General features: G+C 36.5%; 15 protein-coding genes. 6 read left to right on the forward strand and 9 right to left on the reverse strand.

Features of this window, described 5'->3' with window-relative positions:
• Window positions 1-8: 8 nt before the first annotated feature.
• The 7 genes from BMX49_RS12660 to BMX49_RS12690 form a co-directional block, all read right to left on the reverse strand.
• The gene (locus BMX49_RS12660) at window positions 9-836 is read right to left on the reverse strand and encodes a TerC family protein (RefSeq protein WP_034719557.1); all 828 of its coding nucleotides are present in this window, start codon (window positions 834-836) and stop codon (window positions 9-11) included.
• A 60-nt stretch (window positions 837-896) separates the two neighbouring features.
• The gene (locus BMX49_RS12665; protein WP_034719555.1) at window positions 897-1,751 is read right to left on the reverse strand and encodes an alpha/beta hydrolase family protein; all 855 of its coding nucleotides are present in this window, start codon (window positions 1,749-1,751) and stop codon (window positions 897-899) included.
• Between the two features lie 111 nt (window positions 1,752-1,862).
• Window positions 1,863-4,091, reverse strand: coding sequence for a redoxin family protein (locus BMX49_RS12670; protein WP_126337148.1), 2,229 nt, complete (start codon window positions 4,089-4,091; stop codon window positions 1,863-1,865).
• A gap of 5 nt (window positions 4,092-4,096) precedes the next feature.
• Entirely contained in the window at window positions 4,097-5,005 is a 909-nt protein-coding gene (locus BMX49_RS12675) for an ABC transporter ATP-binding protein (RefSeq protein ID WP_034719552.1), read from the reverse strand.
• 164 nt (window positions 5,006-5,169) lie between these two features.
• Entirely contained in the window at window positions 5,170-7,251 is a 2,082-nt protein-coding gene (locus BMX49_RS12680; protein ID WP_034719551.1) for a M13 family metallopeptidase, read from the reverse strand.
• Between the two features lie 390 nt (window positions 7,252-7,641).
• Window positions 7,642-9,723, reverse strand: coding sequence for a M13 family metallopeptidase (locus BMX49_RS12685; protein WP_034719549.1), 2,082 nt, complete (start codon window positions 9,721-9,723; stop codon window positions 7,642-7,644).
• 94 nt (window positions 9,724-9,817) lie between these two features.
• Window positions 9,818-10,480: a head GIN domain-containing protein gene (locus BMX49_RS12690; RefSeq protein ID WP_034719546.1), complete on the reverse strand. Its 663-nt coding sequence runs from the start codon at window positions 10,478-10,480 to the stop codon at window positions 9,818-9,820.
• 184 nt (window positions 10,481-10,664) lie between these two features.
• Between BMX49_RS12690 and BMX49_RS12695 the strand changes: the two genes are divergently transcribed.
• The 4 genes from BMX49_RS12695 to pdeM all read left to right on the forward strand — a co-directional run bounded on the left by BMX49_RS12695 (window position 10,665) and on the right by pdeM (window position 16,510).
• Entirely contained in the window at window positions 10,665-11,687 is a 1,023-nt protein-coding gene (locus BMX49_RS12695) for a ligase-associated DNA damage response exonuclease (protein ID WP_034719545.1), read from the forward strand.
• Complete coding sequence (locus tag BMX49_RS12700; RefSeq protein ID WP_034719544.1) at window positions 11,684-13,264, forward strand: ATP-dependent DNA ligase; 1,581 nt, start codon at window positions 11,684-11,686, stop codon at window positions 13,262-13,264. Before BMX49_RS12695 ends, BMX49_RS12700 begins: the two co-directional genes overlap by 4 nt.
• A 151-nt stretch (window positions 13,265-13,415) precedes the next feature.
• A complete protein-coding gene (locus tag BMX49_RS12705; protein WP_034719542.1) occupies window positions 13,416-15,869 on the forward strand; it encodes a ligase-associated DNA damage response DEXH box helicase in 2,454 nt (817 codons plus the stop codon).
• A complete protein-coding gene (gene pdeM / locus BMX49_RS12710) occupies window positions 15,866-16,510 on the forward strand; it encodes a ligase-associated DNA damage response endonuclease PdeM (protein WP_034719540.1) in 645 nt (214 codons plus the stop codon). The genes BMX49_RS12705 and pdeM overlap by 4 nt, the downstream gene beginning before the upstream one ends.
• Window positions 16,511-16,657: 147 nt before the next feature.
• Here the strand turns inward: pdeM and BMX49_RS12715 are convergent, their stop codons facing one another.
• Both BMX49_RS12715 and BMX49_RS12720 read right to left on the reverse strand, forming a co-directional pair.
• On the reverse strand, window positions 16,658-17,911 hold the full coding sequence (locus tag BMX49_RS12715) for a CinA family nicotinamide mononucleotide deamidase-related protein (RefSeq protein WP_034719537.1): 1,254 nt from the start codon (window positions 17,909-17,911) through the stop codon (window positions 16,658-16,660).
• Window positions 17,912-18,047: 136 nt separating this feature from the next.
• On the reverse strand, window positions 18,048-18,590 hold the full coding sequence (locus BMX49_RS12720; RefSeq protein ID WP_034719534.1) for a lipocalin family protein: 543 nt from the start codon (window positions 18,588-18,590) through the stop codon (window positions 18,048-18,050).
• A gap of 263 nt (window positions 18,591-18,853) precedes the next feature.
• Between BMX49_RS12720 and BMX49_RS12725 the strand changes: the two genes are divergently transcribed.
• Window positions 18,854-19,363 (forward strand): pyridoxamine 5'-phosphate oxidase family protein, encoded by a 510-nt coding sequence (locus tag BMX49_RS12725; protein ID WP_034719531.1) that lies wholly within the window; start codon window positions 18,854-18,856, stop codon window positions 19,361-19,363.
• A gap of 25 nt (window positions 19,364-19,388) precedes the next feature.
• Window positions 19,389-19,865, forward strand: coding sequence for a Dps family protein (locus tag BMX49_RS12730; protein WP_034719528.1), 477 nt, complete (start codon window positions 19,389-19,391; stop codon window positions 19,863-19,865).
• The last annotated feature ends 39 nt before the right edge of the window (window positions 19,866-19,904 follow it).

Here is a 19,904-nt window from a genome sequence, read left to right on the forward strand (position 1 = left end):
CTTAAATTCTATTCGATATCATCTTTCAAACTTAAATCTGGATTCAAATCAGGATTCAGTTTTAAAGCTTTCTTATTTTGATTATTTCTGAGTTTGATATTCAAAACTTCGACCAGCAAACTGAAGGCAAGACAAGAGTAAATGATATTCTTGCTCACATGTTGATGAATTCCTTCTGAAACCAACATCACTCCAATCACTACTAAGAATGACAACGCAAGCATTTGTAAACTCGGATATTTATTAATAATCGCTGAAATCGGTCCGGCAAAAGCCATCATGATTCCGATGGAAATAACAACGGCGATAATCATTAACATGACATTATCTACCAACCCAATCGCGGTTAAAATAGAATCTAAGGAGAAAACCATATCGATGATAATAATTTGAATAATCACCATGGCCATTAGCGATGAACCTGCTGATTTTGGTTTATGATTCTCATCGTGAACCTGCATTTTCCCATGAATCTCAAAGGTGCTTTTTCCGATTAAGAAAATCCCGCCCAATAATAGAATCAGATCTTTCCAACTTAAGGCGAGTGGCAAATCTGTACCTGGCTCGTCGATAAATGGTAAGGTCATAATAGGTTCTTTCAACCCAATGATCCAGCTGATCATCAGTAATAGAATAATCCGGAAAATCATGGCAAAAGCCAAGCCCAGATTTCTGGCAAACTTCTGTCTTTCCTTGGGTAATTTATCAGAGATAATGGAGATGAAAATGATATTATCGACCCCCAAAATAATCTCTAGAAAAGTAAGCGTTAATAAACTAATCCAGATTTGCGGCTGGGCAAAATCAGGAAATTCAAGCACCGATAAAAGCATCATAAATAAAATTTAGTGCGCAAAACTACCTAAATATTTATTTAATCTAATATTAATTTTTATTTACATTGACTCATTGAATTCGGCAGATAAAAAGTTGATCATATTGGTGGTGGCTATCTCCAGATCAGCAGGAAGTTGTTCTTCTGTCCAAGGCTCTTTCGCGCCAAAAGTATGATTGGCATTCTCCAGCATCACCAAGTCAGATCTTTTGCACCATTCATTTAATAATTGCGCTTCTTTATCTTTTACCGCTTCATCATTCGTTCCCTGAATAATCAGAAGAGGTTTTTCTAAATGTTGGGCCGCATATTGAATATCAAACCGTCTTTCATTTTTTTCAAAGTCTTCGTAAAACTGAAAGTAATGCGGCATTTGCTGGTGCGTTCTTTTATTTTCAGAATACATCACGCCTTCAGTTTTCCACTCTTCGAAACGGTCTTGAGACGGAAATCGATATTTAAAATTACTAACACCTGCCAAAGCGACTATTGCTTTTACGCGGTCATCTTCGAAACCTTTGATCACGGTAATTCCGCCACCACGACTGTGACCGATGATGGCAACTTTATCTTGATCAATTTTCGAATCATTATAAAAGTGATTGAGGACCTCATCATAATCTGACATTTCTTTGGAAAAATTATTGTTTCCAAAAGCTTCCAGATCGGCAAAATCAGTGGGTTGATGTAGCGTGGTTCCATTGTGTGAAAAATTAAATTTAACAAAGAAAAAGCCGGCATCGGCAAATTTCTTCGCCATCAAATCCCAGGCGCCCCAATCCTTATAGCCTTTGTATCCGTGGGCAAAAATAACAAGTGGCAATTTCTGTCGGGTTTCCTGATAATAGGCGTCGGCTAAAAAATCTTGTGTTTCTGCATTCTTAATGATGATATTTCTATCGATATGAAGTTCCATTTGAATTTGATTTATTTTTACTAAAGTTACTGCTTTAAAACAAAAATTCTTTCACCTCTTGAGATGAAAGAATTACTTTAATAAACAAATGCTGATTTTTAGACAATCGCTTTAAAAAACCTGAACCATATAATTAGAAGATTTGCCCGTGATTTTTTCCAGGATGTCAACGAAATTGGTTTCATTCGGTCGTGGCATATTCGCGTTGAAAATTTTACCATCGGGATCCAGCATCATAAACCGTGGAATGCCTTCGATGCCAAGCTGCTTCAAAGCGTTCGGATCAGAAAGCCACCATTGTTTAACATTTGACTGGGTATTCTTTAAATCTAATTTCCACTTACTTTTATCTTCATCAATACTGATGGCAAGAAAAACGATTTGATCATTATTTTTATTTTTCTTGGCTTGATACGCAAAAACGGGCGAAGTTTCTTTGCACGGTCCACACCAGGTTGCCCAAAAATCAATAACCACAAATTTTCCTTTGAACTTTGACAAACTGACTTTCTTGCCATCGGCATCTTCAAAAACCATAATTGGGAAAGCTTTTCCTTTTTGCTGATTGTTTAATATTTCTACTTTCTTCGCAACGTAATTCTTAAACTTTGGATTTTGAATGCCGGCAATATTTTCATTAAAAATTAAATTACGCTTACCTTCATTATTTTCCAACGTGGTCATAGAAATGATATGGGAACTTAATAATTGATCTTTAGAAACTCCAGCAGGCATTGCCTTTAATTTTGCAAACACAATGCTGTCCGAATTTGCATTGCCTTCTTTCGGCAGAAGTTCTTTCAATTTCCAGGATTTGTAAATATCTCTCGAGTACAATAAAGGACTTGGTTTTTGAATTGCACTTTGTAACTCTGTTAGAAATTGAGCTTCTGGCGCAAACTTCTTATCGGTAAAAGAGGTCATTTTTTGGTAATCATAAATTGCAGAAAGCATTTTGGTCGCGTTTTTCTGAATTTGATATTCCTTAAAATCTTCCGCAAAATAGATATTCTCTGCAGTTCTAAACTTATTCAATTCCTTCATTCTATTTTTCCATTCTTTCCGAGCTTCTTTGTAAAACAAACTTGGATTATCCGCATGCATTTTTGTGGCCGCGATAAAATTATAAAAATTAGAATTTTCGCGATTTCTACTTTCGTAAAGATCTTCTGCTTTTCTGGTTCCTTTCATGAAAACTTCTGACAACTTCGCATTCATCTTGATATCAAAATGAACATCGTCACCTTTAGAAAAAAGAAACGGATAAGATTTACCGTCATAGTTAATACTGTACTCCGCAAAGGGAAGATCATCTTTACTGTCCCATCTAAACATCCCATCTGTAACTGGAATTTCGGCTATTTTATCTCCAAACTCTGTAGAGATTACGGTAATGTTTTTAACAGGTTTTGGAGATTGGATGGAACCACTGATGACAGAATGATCTTTAAATTTTTGAGGATAAATGGGTTTTGTAATAAAGAAATACAAACCTACAAAGAAAGCAAGACCTATTACTGAGAATACTTTTGCTTTAGTTGTACTCAAAAAAGCACTCTTAAATCCTCTTCGGCTGTACCAAAAATAGCCGATGGTAAAAAATAAAACCGTCCAAAATAAACTCAAATATTCGGTGTAATTAAAGAAGTGATTTAGCTTAAAAGAATCTTTAAAAGTTAAACCCGTATCTACATTATTGTAGGGAACAAAATCATAAGTCTCTTCTCGTATGGCCGCTACAATATTAATCACAAATCCAACAAACCCAATCGCAAAAGGCCAGATGAAACCAGTGATGATGGTCGATAGCATTAATTGAAAAGAGATGATACACAAACTTAAAACAAAAAGTCGCACGAGTGTTTGAAATAACCAGTACATCTCGACGCCCGTTTGCAATCCTTCTTGAGGGTAAATTAAAATTAGCAGATTAGAAAATAGGATCGAAGATAAAAAGTACACCGCGAACATCATTAACGTCAGTGTTGTTAAGACCAAAAATTTTGCACTGTAAATACTTAATTTTGAAACGGGCTGCGTTTCAAGGAAAGTCCAGCCATTATTTTTATGATCGATTTGGGTGATTCTGGTTGCCGCGATAATGACCAATAACAACATGAAAAAATTACCGAATTGACTTATGGTATCTGTTATTGTTTTCGTAGCAGCGTTGATTGGAAGTCCTTCATAAAGACGTGAGTCTTCACTAAACATATCGATGGTAAATAGCAATGCCGGAATGATGAGTCCAAATATTATTGCAATCGTAAGTAAACCTAAACCTTTTATTTTGAGCCATTCTGCTTTGAAAGCCATGGCTAAAGTAGATCTTTTCTTCATCGTTCTTAATTTTGTTTTGAAATTTCCATAAACCACTCTTCTAAACCACCGGCTGGAGAAATTTGATGAATCTCGGCGCCATTTTCTACTAAGATTTTATTAATCTCAGCAATTTGCTTCTGAGAGCTTGTCACAATTTCACAATCTGTTTCATTCTTGAATTCTACCTGATAGTTGTCTGCAAGAAGTGGTTCAAAACTCTTCGCATTTTTTAAACTAAATTTTGTCTTTTGGAAGCGATACAATTCATTGAGTTCTTCCTTGCTGCCTTGGAATTTAATTTCACCATGAGAAATGATCCCGATGTGCGTTACCATTTTTTCAATTTCTAAAAGCAAGTGGCTCGAAATGAAAACAGTTACTCCATGCTCTTGGTTCAATTTAATAAGGAGTTCGCGAACTTCTTTCATTCCATTAGGATCTAAACCATTTACGGGTTCATCCAACACCAATAATTCTGGATCACTGATCAAAGCCAAACCAATTGCCAGACGTTGCTTCATACCGAGTGAATACTTTTTCATTTTAATATTTCTCGCCTCAGAAAGACCGACCAATTCTAAAACCTCATCAATTTTACCTTCATTTAAATTTCTTAGAATACACACGATTTTTAAATTGTCGTAGCCGGAGAGATGATCGTAAAAAGCGGGATAGTCAATTAGTGATCCGATTTTTTTCAAACCCTCTGGATATAAGTTTGAAACAGAAGTATCAAACACTTTAACAGAATTCTGATCATCATTAAATAAACCCATGATCAGCCGCATGGTCGTGGATTTGCCAGCACCGTTGGAGCCAAGAAAACCGTAGATGGAACCTTTTGGAACATTCAAATTGACATCTTTTAATATCAGTTTGCTTTTATCAAACCCGAAATTCAGATTTTTTATTTCTATAATGTTATCACTCATTTTATATTTTTCTAAATAATTGCCTGAAATAGAATAACTATTTCCGCTTAATCAAATAATTATATAAACAATTAGTGCTAAGATAAGTTAAAGTGTTACAAAAAATAAAAAACCCTTTCAACTATTGAAAGTTGAAAGGGTTTGAATTATTTAATCGTAAAAGTCTACCAAATTTTAATTCTTTCACTTGGCGCTCTGTACAATTTATCACTCGGTTTAAGGTCGAATGCTTTGTAGAATGAATCTTGGTTCACTAAAGGTCCAAACGCTCGGAAATAACCTGGCGAGTGAGGATCGGTCTTCACTTGATTCACCATATATTTCTCCGTTGATTTGGTTCTCCAGACCGTTGCCCAACTCATAAAGAATCTTTGATCTTGCGTAAATCCGCTGATTAAACCTGGATTTCCTTTATCCTTCAGATACATTTGAAGCGCAGTATAAGCTACGGCTACTCCACCTAAATCTCCAATGTTTTCACCACTTGTAAATTTACCGTTAATGAAACTTCCTTTTACTGGTTCGTAAGCATCGTACTGCGTTGCTAAAGCTCCCACCTTCGCATCGAAGTTTTTACGATCCGCTTCAGACCACCAGTTGTTCAAGTTTCCATCACCATCAAATCTTGAACCTGAATCATCAAATCCATGAGAAATTTCGTGACCGATTACAGCACCAATTCCACCAAAGTTCACGGCAGGATCTGCTTTGAAATTAAAGAACGGCGGTTGAAGAATTGCTGCTGGGAAAACGATTTCGTTATTCGATCCACTGTAGTAAGCATTTACAGTTTGTGGCGACATTCCCCATTCAGTTTTGTCTACGGCTTTTCCGACTTTATCTAAATTTTTAGCATAAGCCCACTCTGTAATATTCTGCAAGTTTTTGTAGTACGTTGCACCATCATCCTTACTGTTCAATTGAAGTTTAGAATAATCCTTCCAAGTATCTGGATATGCGATTTTCACGGAGAACTTCGCTAATTTTTCTTGTGCTTTCACTTTCGTTTCTGGCGTCATCCAATCGTTATCGGCAATGTGTTGCTTGAACGATTTTTTGATGTACATAATATACGTTTCCATCTGGCTTTTTGCCTCTGCCGGGAAATATTGATCCACATATAGTTTACCAAAGGCTTCTCCTAAAACACCGTTGATTACACCCAATCCTCTTTTGTTCATCGGTCTTTGCTCTTGCTGACCCTGGAGATATTTCGAATAGAAGTTGAAATTCAAGTCATCTAGTTGTTTGTTTAGATTTCCAGCATTGCCAGAAACCATTCTCGCTTTCATATATTCTTTGATGATTGGCAGATTTTTATCCGTCATCCAAGAATCCATTTTCTGGTAATATTTGATTTCGCTAACAATTACTTTATCAGTGCTCACTCCAGCATCGGCAAAATATTTTGGAAGGTTTACATTCTTAACCAGTTTCCCTAACTCAGGCAATGTTCTCGGATTGTAACGCAAATTCGCATCACGATTTTCCTCATTCGTTAACATGTCTTTAGCTAAACTCTTTTCAAAATTAACAACATGCATCGCACTTTGGTCAGCTTTGGAATCGCCAATAATGCTGAAAAGTTGCGACAGATAATTTTTGTACTCTTCTAAAGTTTTAGTGTTTGATTCACTATCTTTTTGATAATAATCACGACCTAAACCCAGAGAAGCTCCACCAAGATAAACTGCGTTCATCACAGAGTTTTTCATATCTGGACCAACACGCCAAGCGTAGAAAGGATTGTCGTTGGTTTTAGTCGCTTCTGTTAAATACGTTTGTAACTGTGCAACATTTTTAATGTTGTCAATCTTCTGCAGATCTGCTTTAATTGGATTAATTCCATCAGCGTTTCTTTTGTCCCAATCCATATAAGTTCCGTAGAGATTTTGGATTTTTTGACCTTCAGATCCTGTGGTAAATTTATCGGTTAGAATTTTATCTAAAATTCCGAGCGAGGCATTGTCAACATCTTCTCTCAAAGCGTTGAAACTTCCCCAACTTGATTTATCAGATGGTATTTCGGCAGTTTTCATCCAGTTTCCGTTGACATAATTAAAGAAATCATCTTGCGGACGAATATCGGTGTCCATGTAAGCAAGATTGATTCCTTCATCTTTCATCTTTGCTGGTTTTACCTCAGTTGTTTCGGTAGGTTCTGTAGTTGCAACTTTGGTAGTTGAACAAGAATTCAAAAAAACAACGCCTGTAAAAGCAAGGACAGTAATGGTAATTCTTTTCATAAGTAAATTTTATTAATTTTTAAAGGTCTTACGCTATCGTCAATTTCCATTGAGGTTTATTTACCAAACTTCTCAATGACGATTTCATAAGACTATTAGTGATTTTTTATTAAGATTATTGTAAAGATAATAATTATCTGTTGCTCATAAGTCGTCTGATTTCCAGAAATGTTACAACATAGAGGATTGGGGTAGAATTTTTTTGTTGAAGTATCTCACCTTTTAAAAAAGATTTGGGGTCAGCATAAATAAAACGAAGCGGATATCTTGGGCTGAATTGCGTTACAAAGTCGCTCTTCTAAATGGGTGCGACAACGATAAGTCGCCAAGTTTACACAAAAAAAACACTCCAAAAAGTTGGAGTGATTTCTAGAGTTGTTCCCTATTATTTTACCAGATGATTACTCTGTCTGCTGGCTTTTTGTAAAGCTTGTCACCTTCTTTCACATCGAACGCTTTGTAGAAAGCATCGGTATTGATCAATGGTCCGTACGCGCGATACAAACCTGGCGAATGTTCATCTGTTTTGATTTGGTTGATCAAAGCAGCTTCTTTCTGAAGGGTTCTCCAAACGGTTGCCCAACTCATAAAGAATCTTTGATTTTGGGTATAGCCACTGATCAATCCTGGATTCTGGTGGTCTTTCAAATACATTTGAAGCGCGTCATAGGCAATATTCACTCCACCTAAATCAGCGATATTTTCACCATTGGTAAAGGTTCCGTTCACGAAAGTTCCTTTTACCGGCTCGTATTTATCGTATTGTGCAGCAAGTGCTTTGGTCGCTTTTTCGAAGTTGGCTTTATCTTCTGGCGTCCACCAATCAACCAAGTTTCCATCAGCATCAAACTGGGAACCCGAATCATCAAAACCATGCGTAATTTCGTGACCAATCACAGCTCCGATTCCACCGAAATTAATGGCAGCATCTGCATTTGGATTAAAGAAAGGCGGTTGTAAAATCGCGGCTGGGAAAACGATTTCGTTATTTGTCGGATTGTAATAAGCATTTACAGTTTGAGGTGTCATTCCCCATTCTGCACGATCTACTGGCTTTCCGATTTTTTCTAAATCACGATTGTATTGCCAAGCCGTAACATTTTGAAGATTTGAATATAAACTTCCACCTTTATCTTTCGACTCTACCGCAAGTTTTGAGTAATCTTTCCAAGTATCAGGATAGGCTACTTTGACGGTAAATTTATTGAGTTTGTTTAAAGCTTTTTCTTTCGTAACGGGCGACATCCATTTTAAATCCGAGATGTGCTGACCGAAACTTTTCTTTAAATAATCAATCAATTCCACCATCTGCGCTTTGGCTTCTGCCGGGAAATATTTTTCTACATATAGTTTACCGAAAGCTTCACCTAAAGTTCCATTGATTAATTCAAAACCTCTTTTGTCCTGCGCTCTTTGAACATCTTGACCTCTTAAATATTTTCCATAGAAGTTAAATTTCATGTCATCCAGATCTTTCGAAAGGTAACTTGCGCTCCCGGAAAGCAGGTGAAATTTCATGTAATCTTTAATTAAAGGGAGATTTTTCGTATTAATAAATTGATCTAGATTTTGGTAATATTTCAACTCGCCAATGATTGCTTTATCGGTATTGACACCGACAGACGTCAGGTATTTTGGCAAGTTTACATTTTTCACCAACTTAGAAAGTTCTGGCATTGTGCGTGGATTGTACTGCAAAGTGGCATCTCGAATCTGCTCATTGGTTAAAAGATCCTGAGCAATGCTCTTTTCGAAGTTCACAATATTCTTTGCAGTGGCGGCAGAGTTTTTATACCCTAAAACATCCAACATGGAAGAAACATACTTGCTGTATTCCGCTAGAGTTTCAGTGTTTTTCGGATTAGTCTTCTGATAGTAATCACGACCTAAACCTAAATTGGCGTCGCCCAAGTAAATCGCGTTCATTTTCGAATCTTTCAAATCCGAATAAACGTACCAAGAGTAAAATGGATTCTCTCCATTTTTAGTCGCTACTACCAAATAAGTTTGTAAATCTGAAAGTGATTTAATTCCATCAATCTTTGCTAAATCAGCTTTAATTGGAGCAATTCCATCCGCATTTCGCTTACTCATATCCATATAAGTAGCGTATAAATCCTGGATTTTTTTACCTTCACTGCCGGCCGCAAATTTGTCGTTTAGCAATGAATTCAAAATCGTCATTGAATTATTATCGGTGTCTTCAGCTAATTTGTTGAAAGAACCCCAAGTCGATTTATCAGCTGGAATTTTAGCAGTTTTCATCCACGATCCATTAACGAAACTATAAAAATCATCTTGTGGACGAACATCTTTATCAAACGTGGTAAAATCTAAACCATTTTCAACAATTGCTTTCACCGTTTCAAGTGGCGTAGCTTCCGGCTCTGGAGTAGTTGCGACTTTAGAGGCACAAGAATTAAGGGCTATGATTCCAGCAAGTGCTAAAATACCAATATTTATATTTTTCATTAGAAAGTACTTTATTATTTAGTCTACCAAAATTTTTATTTGTTACATACCATTAAAATAAAAAAGCCATTCTCACTGAATGACTTTGCGTTACCTATTTGAAATTGATCTTTCCCCCAATCACATTTTTAAATTTTCGCTCGTCAGGATCACCGTAAACATCGATCACTCCACCAGCTCTTGTTTTTGCATCAACCGATTCGGTGGCGTACACTTCTGCAAGGCCGCCAGCATTTGAAGTTACAGTGGCACTTTGAGATTCTAAATTTTGTCCCTTAAATTTTCCACCAGAATTAATGATGATATCTTGATGGTCGGCTTGACCCGTTAAGACAACTTCTCCGCCCGAGTTAGTTTTTACATTTAATTTTCCAGTTTCAATTTCCAGATTTATTCTGGAACCTTCATTGGCGGTTAAAGTTAACATATTGGCTTTCCAAGTTTCGTTTGAACTAACAGAAGAACCTTGACTCGCCTGAATATCATTTAAATTCTTGTAATACACCTTTACCGTCACCTGATCTCCCTGTAATATTTTAGCTGGCATCATTTTGATTCGCAACTCTCCATTTCTATTGACGGTTTCTACGCTCGAATCGTCGGATTCGCTTTCCACTTTATTTTCGTTGGCGGGAATAATGATGACCGTCAATTTATCATACACCTTCAGAGAAGAAAACTCTCCCACATTTCTGGTAAATTGAGCGAACGAAAATTGAAACCCAACAAGCATTAAACCTACCGCAATTTTTTTCATAAACATTATTTTAATTCAGTATTGATAACGGTTTTATGCGGTCTTTATTTTAAAGTTGTACAGACAAGTTTATCGTCGACATCAATTTTTTCCTTTAAATTAGTTTTAAAGGTCGCTTTTAAGAATTTAAAAAGGTGCAATATTTGAATACCCCTATTCTTTGAAATTTACGTTTGCCCCATCTATGAAATCAAAAACATTTATCAAACTCACCGACAAAGGAATTTACTGCATTCCCGGAAAATTCTATATTGATCCCTGGAAGCCTGTTGACCTTGCAGTTATTTCGCATGGACACGGCGATCATGCGCGTTGGGGAATGAAAAAGTATCTGTGTCACCATTTTACCAAACCTATTTTACAACATCGGATTGGTCCAGATATCGAGATTCAAACCATTGGTTACGCTGAGGAAATTATAATTAATGGCGTTAAAGTTTCCATGTTTCCCGCCGGACATATTATCGGTTCCGCACAGATTAGAATGGAATACAAAGGATATGTCATTGTTTTTTCTGGCGATTATAAAACAGATGATGATGGATTATCAACGCCTTTTGAATTGGTAAAATGCCACGAGTTTATAACAGAAAGTACTTTTGGACTTCCAATTTACCATTGGTTAAAACCTCAGGAATATTCAGAATTAATGCAAGCTTGGGTTCAACAGAATCGCGAAAATGGAAAGACATCAGTTTTTATCGGATATTCTTTAGGTAAAGCCCAACGAATCATGAAATCGGTAGAAGGAAGCGGAAAAATATATGTTCACCGTTCCATCGGGAAACTGAATGAAGGGATGGAATCGGTCGGAATCGATTTGCCAGAATATGAAACATTGGACTTTCAGGAAAGTGTAAAGCACGCTGATGGTGAAATTGTCATTCTGCCGCCAGCATTATTTGATTCCAATATCATTAAAAAAATCCCGAATAAAGCAACCGCAATCTGTTCAGGTTGGATGCAAGTTCGCGGTTCCAGACGTTGGCGTTCGGCGGATGCTGGATTTGCAATCTCTGATCATGCCGACTGGAATGGTTTAATTCAAACCGTTAAAGCCACTGAAGCAGAGAAAGTATATGTAACGCACGGGCAAACCGCAGTTTTCTCCAAATATTTGAATGAAATTGGAATCAATGCCGTAGAATTAAAAACCATTTTTGGCGACGAAGAAATCGCCGAAAAAGAATTGATAGAAAAGGAATGAAAGATTTTGCCCAGCTCATCAACGCGCTCGACAGCACCAACAAAACCACTGCAAAAGTAGAGGCCATGGTTTCCTATCTTCATATTGCAAATGCCAGCGATAAGTTGTGGTTTCTCGCATTGTTTACAGGAAAACGTCCCAAAAGACCTGTTAATACGAATCTTTTGAAACAATGGGCTTTAGAAATCACCCAGCTTCCACAATGGTTATTTATTGAATCCTATTCTTCTGTTGGTGATTTGGGCGAGACGTTATCACTGATTCTTCCGAACGCAGAAAATGAAATCGAGAAATCTTTAACGCAATGGATGACGGAATTAATTGCGTTAAAAGATCAAACCGATGAAGAGAAGAAAAAATACGTGCTCGAATCGTGGAACGGATTAAATCATGTCGAACGTTTCATCTTTAATAAATTAATTGGCGGGAGTTTCCGAATCGGAGTTTCCAAAAAATTATTAATTAACGCGCTTTCTAAATTTTCAGGAGTTGATGGAAATATCCTAATGCATTCCATCATGGGAAAATGGAAAATGGAGGAGGAGAATTTCGATGATTTGATTCAGGGAACCAATATCAATCCTGATGCTTCCAAGCCTTATCCGTTCTGTTTGGCTTATCCTCTAGAAAAGGAAACGCATGATTTGGGTGACCGAAAAAATTGGCAGGCAGAATTTAAATGGGACGGAATTCGTGGACAATTTATCAAACGAAATGACGAAATATTTATCTGGTCTCGTGGTGAGGAATTGGTGACTGAACAGTTTCCTGAAATTGTGACCGCATTAAAAGAAGTCGAAGGAAATTTCGCTATTGATGGTGAAATTCTCGTTGTTAGAGAGGACAAAGTTCTTAATTTTAATGAATTGCAAAAACGCTTGAATAGGAAAACAATTCCGAAGAAAATGTTAGAAGAACTTCCGGTTCATATTTTCGTATATGATATTATGGAATTGGAATTTGAGGATCTGCGTGAAAAACCATTGTCCGAACGAAGATTACTTTTAGAAAATTTGATTGAAAGTTCACCAGTTGAACGAATCAGGATTTCTGAAATTGTTCACGCGGAAACTTGGGAAGGTTTAGCTGAAATTAGAGAAAGTTCAAGAGATAATAATTCCGAAGGTCTGATGTTGAAAGAACTCAATTCTCATTATCACGCTGGACGAAAAAAAGGCGACTGGTGGAAATGGAAAGTAAGTCCGCTGACCATTGATGCGGTTCTGATTTATGCTCAAAAAGGTTCGGGCCGACGCAGTAGTTATTATACCGACTATACTTTCGCCATAAAAAATGAAGATAAATTAGTAACCATCGCGAAAGCCTATTCAGGCTTGACTGATAAAGAAATTATGGAAGTCAGTAAATTCGTTAACAAAAATGCGATTGAGAAATTCGGACCTGTTCGAACCGTAAAACCCGAACTGGTCTTCGAAATTGCCTTTGAAGGAATAGGTTTCAGCAGCCGACACAAAAGCGGAATCGCTTTAAGATTTCCCAGAATTGTCCGCTGGCGTCGAGATAAAACGGTAGACGAAATTGATGAGCTGGAAGAAGTTAAAAAACTAATTACCTAAATTTTTAGTGCAAATAACTCCTATTGGGAAAGTTAGTAAAATCTGAAATGTAGGGTGTTTTTCTTTCAAAAAAAAGATTTTCAATTTATTAATTTGTGTAATTCGTGTAATCATTTGTGATATTTGTGTTTAAAAAAGTTTTAGAATTTACATGACCGAAAAGTTTCGAAATTCAACGGGTTACCAAATCATCAAAAATTGGATGGATGAAAAAGACCGAGAACCCTTTGGTTTTCAGTCAGAAACTTGGTTTAAATTTTCCAATAATTATTCGGGAATGGTAATCGCGCCGACAGGTTTTGGTAAAACATTTTCTGTTTTTTTAGCAGTTGTTATCGATTACATGAATCATCCGGAAAATTACAAACCTGGAATGAAATTGTTGTGGATTACGCCACTTCGCGCTTTGGCAAAAGATATTGCAAAAGCCATGAGTGAGGCCTTAGACGAAATCGGATTAGACTGGGAAGTTGCAGTTAGAAATGGAGATACTTCTACCAAAGACAGAGCGAAACAGACGAAAAAAATGCCAGACATTTTAATTATCACGCCCGAAAGTTTGCATTTACTGCTTGCCCAAAAACAACATCAAAAATTTTTCAATAAACTTCAATGCATCGTCGTTGATGAATGGCATGAGTTGCTCAGTTCAAAACGTGGCGTGATGACGGAACTCGCACTTTCAAGAATTTTTAGTTATCAGAAAAAACTGAGGATCTTTGGAATCACAGCAACCATAGGAAATCTTGAAGAAGCCATGGATGTTCTCATTCCGTATGATATTAAAAAGACGAAGATCGTCGCTAAAGAAAAAAAGAAAATCGAAATCAAATCCGTTTTTCCAGATGATGTGGAAGTTTTGCCCTGGGCGGGACATTTAGGAACCAAACTCGTTGATAAAATTATTCCGATTATTTTGGAAAGTCAAACCACTTTGGTTTTTACGAACACGAGAAGTCAAGCCGAAATGTGGTATCAGGTTTTGCTGAATACACATCCTGATTTTGCCGGACAGATCGCCATTCATCACAGTTCCGTAGATCGAGATATCCGCATTTGGATTGAAGAGAATCTTTCTTCTGGGTATTTAAAAGCCGTGATTTCAACCTCCTCATTGGATTTAGGCGTTGATTTCAAACCTGTTGATACTGTGATTCAAATTGGGTCCAGCAAAGGAATTGCTCGGTTTTTACAACGAGCCGGACGAAGTGGACATTCGCCTTTTGAAACCTCTAAAATACATTTCGTTCCCACGCATTCATTAGAATTAATTGAGGTTGCAGCTTTAAAGGAAGCCGTGAAGCAAAATAAAATTGAACCGCGCGAACCCTTGGTTTTATGTTATGATGTTTTACTTCAATTTGTACTGACCTTGGCTGTTGGCGATGGATTTGATGAGCAGGAAACCTTTAAACAAATTACCTCAACGAATGCATTCAAAGAATTATCTTCGGAAGAATGGACCTGGATTTTGACTTTCATTACAGTTGGAGGGAAACTCAAAAATTACGAAGAATATCACAAGGTCGTAATCGAAAATGGTTTGTACAAAGTGACTTCCCGCAGAATCGCCATGTTGCATCGCATGAATATTGGCGCGATCGTAAGTGATTCGATGTTGAAGGTGAAATTCTTTTCTGGAGGTTATGTTGGTATGATCGAGGAGTATTTCATTTCAAAATTAAAGAAGAACGATAAGTTTATTTTGGCGGGACGAGTGCTTGAAGTTTCGCATGTGAAAGAGATGACCGTATTTGTTCGGAACTCGAGTGGTAAAGGAATTGTGCCGAGTTATCTGGGTGGAAGATTGCCGATGTCTTCGTATTTGAGTGTTTTTTTAAGACAGAAATTATCCGAATCGTTGGATGCAAAATCATCTGAAAAAGAGTTGCGATTTTTACATCCGCTTTTGGTGAGTCAACAAGAGAATTCGCATATTCCAAGAGAGAACGAATTTTTAGTGGAACGCATCAAAACACGAGAAGGTCATCATTTATTTATGTATCCTTTTGAAGGACGATTAATTCATGAAATCATGTCCGCCTTAATTGCCTACCGCATTTCCAGAATTTCTCCGATTTCCTTTTCAATCGCTATGAATGACTATGGGTTTGAATTATTTTCAAAATTAGAAATTCCCTTAACTGAAGAAAATATTCACGAGATCCTATCCAAAGAAGATTTGCTTCGAGACGTAATGGCTTCTGTCAATTCGACGGAAATGGCGCGACGCAAGTTTCGGGATATTGCTGTAATTTCAGGAATGGTGATTCGAACTTATCCTGGACAGATGAAAAACAATAAAAACTTACAGTCTTCTTCCGGTTTAATTTTTAATGTTTTGGAAGATTACGATCCTGAAAATCTATTGTTAAAGCAGGCATATTCCGAAGTATTCTTTCAACAAATTGATGAAGCCAGATTGGTCGCAGCCTTTGATCGAATCCACAAAAGTGATATTATTATGAAATATTCAAATACCTTTACGCCCTTAAGTTTTCCTATTAAAGTCGACAGTTTACGTCAAAGTTTGAGTAGCGAAGATTTGAAAGCCCGAATTCTACGCATGAAAGTAGAAGCCATGAAAAAGAAAATGAAAAAATGACCCTGCACACTTTAGAAAAAACAATCCAAAACCAAACTCTCGTCTTCACCAATCAACGCGCTTTATTTTGGCAAGAACAAAAAGCCGTAATCATCAGTGATTTACACATTGGGAAAACGGCTTATTTTAGAAAAAATGGAATTCCGATTCCATCGGGTATTTTAGAAAAAGACTTGGAAAGATTGCAAAATTTGCTAGACTTATTTTCAGCAGATGAGTTACTGATTGTTGGTGATTTTTTGCACGCTGGAAAAAATAAAGATTTCGAAATTTTTGAGCAGTGGCGTTCGAATAACTGTACTTTAAAAATTACTTTAATTAAAGGAAATCACGATATTCACAAAGCAGCTTTCCTGCAACATTTGGATATTTCGATTGTTGAGGATTTTTTAACAATCGATCCTTTTACTTTCATCCATGAACCTTTGGATTCTGACAAACAGTTTTCAATATCAGGACATCTTCATCCTGGAGTTACAGTGAAATTAGAACGAAGAAAAACCGTGCGATTGCCGTGTTTCAGAGTTTCAGATCATCAATTAATTTTGCCGGCCTTTAGCGAATTTACAGGTTTAGATACAAAATCGTGCGAGGATTTTGACTGTATTGCTTTTACGGACGATCTTATTTTTGAACTTTAGATTTGAAACCACAAAAGTCACAAAAGTTGAAGCTCCAGAAAATATTTTATTAAAGTTCAAAAAAAGTTTAACTCTCAACAAAATTCATTTTACACACTGTTGAAAGACAAAAAAGATTACTCTTGTGACTTTTGTTTTTTAAGACAATTAATATTTTTCCTTTATTAAAATCTCCACTAAATCCTGCAGAACTCTTTGCGAAACGAAATTGACGAAATCGTTTCGTTCGAAATGTGGAAGATGTAATCTGCTTGTTTTCTCAAAATCGTTGACGCGAATTGAAAAATAAGCGACTCCGATTTCGTTATTAAATTCGTCCGGGTTTGGACCTGCAACTCCAGTGGTAGAAAGGGAAATATTTGTTTTAAATAACTGTTGGCTACCTAAACTCATCTCTTGCGCAACCTTTTCCGAGACCGCTGTTTTTTGTTGAATGGTTTTTTCTGAAACACCGAGAATTTCTATTTTTTTCTGATAATCATAAGCCACAATTCCACCTGAAAAATAGGTTGAACTCCCAGAAATAGAGGTCAACAAACGGGATAATTCTCCACCCGTGCAACTTTCAGCCGTGGAAACCGTCAACTTTTTTTCGTCTAAAATTTCCTTTAGAATCTCTTCGATTTTATCGCCGTTCCAGGAAATAACGTTATTGCCGATGAGAGGTTTTAGTTTTTCGACTTCGTTTTCAATATTTTTTTCTAAGTCTTCTTTGGATTTTCCTTGGGCGGTCAAGCGAAGTTTAATTCGGTTTCCGACGGGAAGATAGGAAAGTGAAATCGCTGTCGGTAAAGCCAATTCCCAGGATTCTATTTGGTCAGATAATAAACTTTCAGGAATTCCAACAACTGAAACAGTTTGCGTGACGATGTGATTTAAGCTGAACTGCTCTGCCAGAAAGGGAATTATTTTATCTTTGATTAAAGGTTTCACCTCAAACGGAACGCCGGGAAGGGAGATGATGATCTTGCCATTTTCACGAATCATTTGACAAGGCGCACTTCCATTTTCATTTTGGAAAATAAAGGCTTTGCTTAAAACTTCGGCTTGTGGCTTATTGAGTTCTAGAAGATGTCCGCGATTTCTTTTGTCGAATAATTTCCGAAGATGATCGAATGTTTCCGGATCCAAAATAATTTCATCATTAAAAAATTCTTTGAAAGCCGTTTTGGTTTTATCATCCTTCGTTGGTCCCAATCCACCAGTTGCAATGACTAAATCTCCTAAGTCCAAAGCAGTTTCTAAACCATTCTTTATGGAATTAATTTCGTCTGAAATGGTCAAAATTTGAACGACGGGAATTCCGATTTTTTTGAGTTCGGTGGCGATAAAGTTAGAGTTGGTATCGACGGTATTTCCAGACAGGATTTCGTCGCCGATGGTAATGAGAACTGCTTTCATAAAAGAATTTAGAGTATAAAAATACTGAATTTTATCCCAGAAAGTGAAATAAAATTCAGCATTTGTAAAGTTGCGCGAACTGCAGCCTCTCGTCTTTAAGGACGAGAGAAGTGTCTGGACAAATAAAATTTAAATCTTATTTATCGTGTTCCACCCAAATTAGTTTGCTGGTATCGTAACCAATACTTTCTGCTTTTTCTAAAAACCTTTCTTTATATTCTTGTGGAATTGTTTTTTCCCGCGAAAGAATCCAGAGATAATCTAAATTATTTCCTGCAACCAAAGCATACTTATAGTTTTCATCCATATCAATCACATTATAACCAGCCCAAATTGGTTTAAAAAAAGAGACTTTTAAACGTGCAACATTGTAATTGTCTACAAATTGAGCTTCGCCGATACTTTCGCTCCACTTCTTTTTCTCAAAATTATATCCTTTATTATCTACTTTGATGTTGCCGTTGTCTTTCATCGAATAAGTGGCGGTCACATTATTCAGCCCTCTTTCAAAACGGAAATCGAAACGGGCGATCTCGTACCATTTGCCTAAATACTTTTGGGAGTCAAAATTTTGAACAGCGGTTGCTCCTTTGGGAATTCCAACGGCACAAGAGCTCAAGAAGGCAAGGCCAACAATTCCGACTGCTACGGGAATTGCTATTTTTTTTAGATTAATCATTATTTATTTTTTAGAATTCACATCTGAAATAATGTGTTCATGAAAATTGTTAATACAGCCAAAATCAAAAACCAGACCGCACTATTAAATCAATAAAAAAAAGTCGTAAAAATTACGAATTAATTTGATTTAAGAAAATTTTAACATTTTAAAACTGACATTTGTCCAATGTGGTTTAGTTTTTGAATCTAGATAAATACAAATGATATTTTGATTCCATCTTTTCTGATGAATCATTTTTCTTAACATTAAAATTCAAATTTATGTCAACCGAAAATTTAAGTCAAAAAGAGGCTATTGCAACTTTAAAGAAACTCTCTGAAAGTGCGAGAATCTGTATGTTCTGTACGGATTTGGATTCGCTACCAAACGCTTCAAGGCCGATGAGTCTGAAAGAAACGGATGAAGAAGGAAATCTTTGGTTTTTAAGCAGTGAGCAAAGTCATAAAAATTTCGAAATAAAAGAAGATAACCGCGTTCAGTTGTATTTCATGAACAATGGCGATTCTGAATACTTATCAATTTTAGGGAAAGCCTTCATCTACAAAGATAAAGCGACCATAGAAGATAAATGGACGCCAATGGCCAATGCCTGGTTCGATGGGTCGGAAGATCCGAATGTTTCTGTTATCAGAGTAACTCCCGAGGAAACGTATTACTGGGAGCCAAAAGTTGGGAAGTTCGTATCGATGCTTCACTTTGCGACCGCCGCGATTACAGGACAGAAATCTGACAATGATGATGGAAGAGAAGGAAATTTACACGTAAAATAATATTAATTCATTAAAAAATAAAGTTATGAAACCTGATTTAGGAATAACACAAAAAAACCTTACCGCAGTTCACAAAATTCTGAACACTGTTTTAGCTGATAGCAATATTCTATACATTAAACTGAGAAAATTCCATTGGAATTTATCTGGTGATAATTTTATGGAATTGCATTTATTATTTGAAAATCAATACGATGCAGTTGCAGAAGCGGCGGATGAAGTTGCAGAAAGAATTGCAACTTTGGGTGGAACAGCAATTGGTACTACGACAGAATTTGCGAAAGAATCTCAATTGAAAGAAACTCCAGGAAAATTGCCTGATACGCAAGGAATGTTGAAGGAATTAGTGGGCGATCACGAATCTATCGTAAAATCATTAAGAGAAAATCTTGACAAAGTAGAAGAAGATCATAATGATGCCGGAACTGCAGATTTCTTAAACGGCCTAATGCAGGAACACGAAAAAATGGCTTGGAAATTGAGAAAATATTTTAAAGATTAGCAATATCTTTTCAAAAGAAAATAAAAATTCCCTATCAAA

This window comes from Kaistella antarctica, from assembly GCF_900109615.1.
Classification (GTDB): domain Bacteria; phylum Bacteroidota; class Bacteroidia; order Flavobacteriales; family Weeksellaceae; genus Kaistella; species Kaistella antarctica.

Excerpts from the sequence above, each read along its gene's own strand:
- BMX49_RS12660 (WP_034719557.1), bottom strand. The coding sequence starts at position 836 with ATGATGCTTTTATCGGTGCTTGAATTTCCTGATTTTGCCCAGCCGCAA.
- BMX49_RS12665 (WP_034719555.1), bottom strand. The coding sequence starts at position 1,751 with ATGGAACTTCATATCGATAGAAATATCATCATTAAGAATGCAGAAACA.
- BMX49_RS12670 (WP_126337148.1), bottom strand. The coding sequence starts at position 4,091 with ATGAAGAAAAGATCTACTTTAGCCATGGCTTTCAAAGCAGAATGGCTC.
- BMX49_RS12675 (WP_034719552.1), bottom strand. The coding sequence starts at position 5,005 with ATGAGTGATAACATTATAGAAATAAAAAATCTGAATTTCGGGTTTGAT.
- BMX49_RS12680 (WP_034719551.1), bottom strand. The coding sequence starts at position 7,251 with ATGAAAAGAATTACCATTACTGTCCTTGCTTTTACAGGCGTTGTTTTT.
- BMX49_RS12685 (WP_034719549.1), bottom strand. The coding sequence starts at position 9,723 with ATGAAAAATATAAATATTGGTATTTTAGCACTTGCTGGAATCATAGCC.
- BMX49_RS12690 (WP_034719546.1), bottom strand. The coding sequence starts at position 10,480 with ATGAAAAAAATTGCGGTAGGTTTAATGCTTGTTGGGTTTCAATTTTCG.
- BMX49_RS12695 (WP_034719545.1), top strand. The coding sequence starts at position 10,665 with ATGAAATCAAAAACATTTATCAAACTCACCGACAAAGGAATTTACTGC.
- BMX49_RS12700 (WP_034719544.1), top strand. The coding sequence starts at position 11,684 with ATGAAAGATTTTGCCCAGCTCATCAACGCGCTCGACAGCACCAACAAA.
- BMX49_RS12705 (WP_034719542.1), top strand. The coding sequence starts at position 13,416 with ATGACCGAAAAGTTTCGAAATTCAACGGGTTACCAAATCATCAAAAAT.
- pdeM (WP_034719540.1), top strand. The coding sequence starts at position 15,866 with ATGACCCTGCACACTTTAGAAAAAACAATCCAAAACCAAACTCTCGTC.
- BMX49_RS12715 (WP_034719537.1), bottom strand. The coding sequence starts at position 17,911 with ATGAAAGCAGTTCTCATTACCATCGGCGACGAAATCCTGTCTGGAAAT.
- BMX49_RS12720 (WP_034719534.1), bottom strand. The coding sequence starts at position 18,590 with ATGATTAATCTAAAAAAAATAGCAATTCCCGTAGCAGTCGGAATTGTT.
- BMX49_RS12725 (WP_034719531.1), top strand. The coding sequence starts at position 18,854 with ATGTCAACCGAAAATTTAAGTCAAAAAGAGGCTATTGCAACTTTAAAG.
- BMX49_RS12730 (WP_034719528.1), top strand. The coding sequence starts at position 19,389 with ATGAAACCTGATTTAGGAATAACACAAAAAAACCTTACCGCAGTTCAC.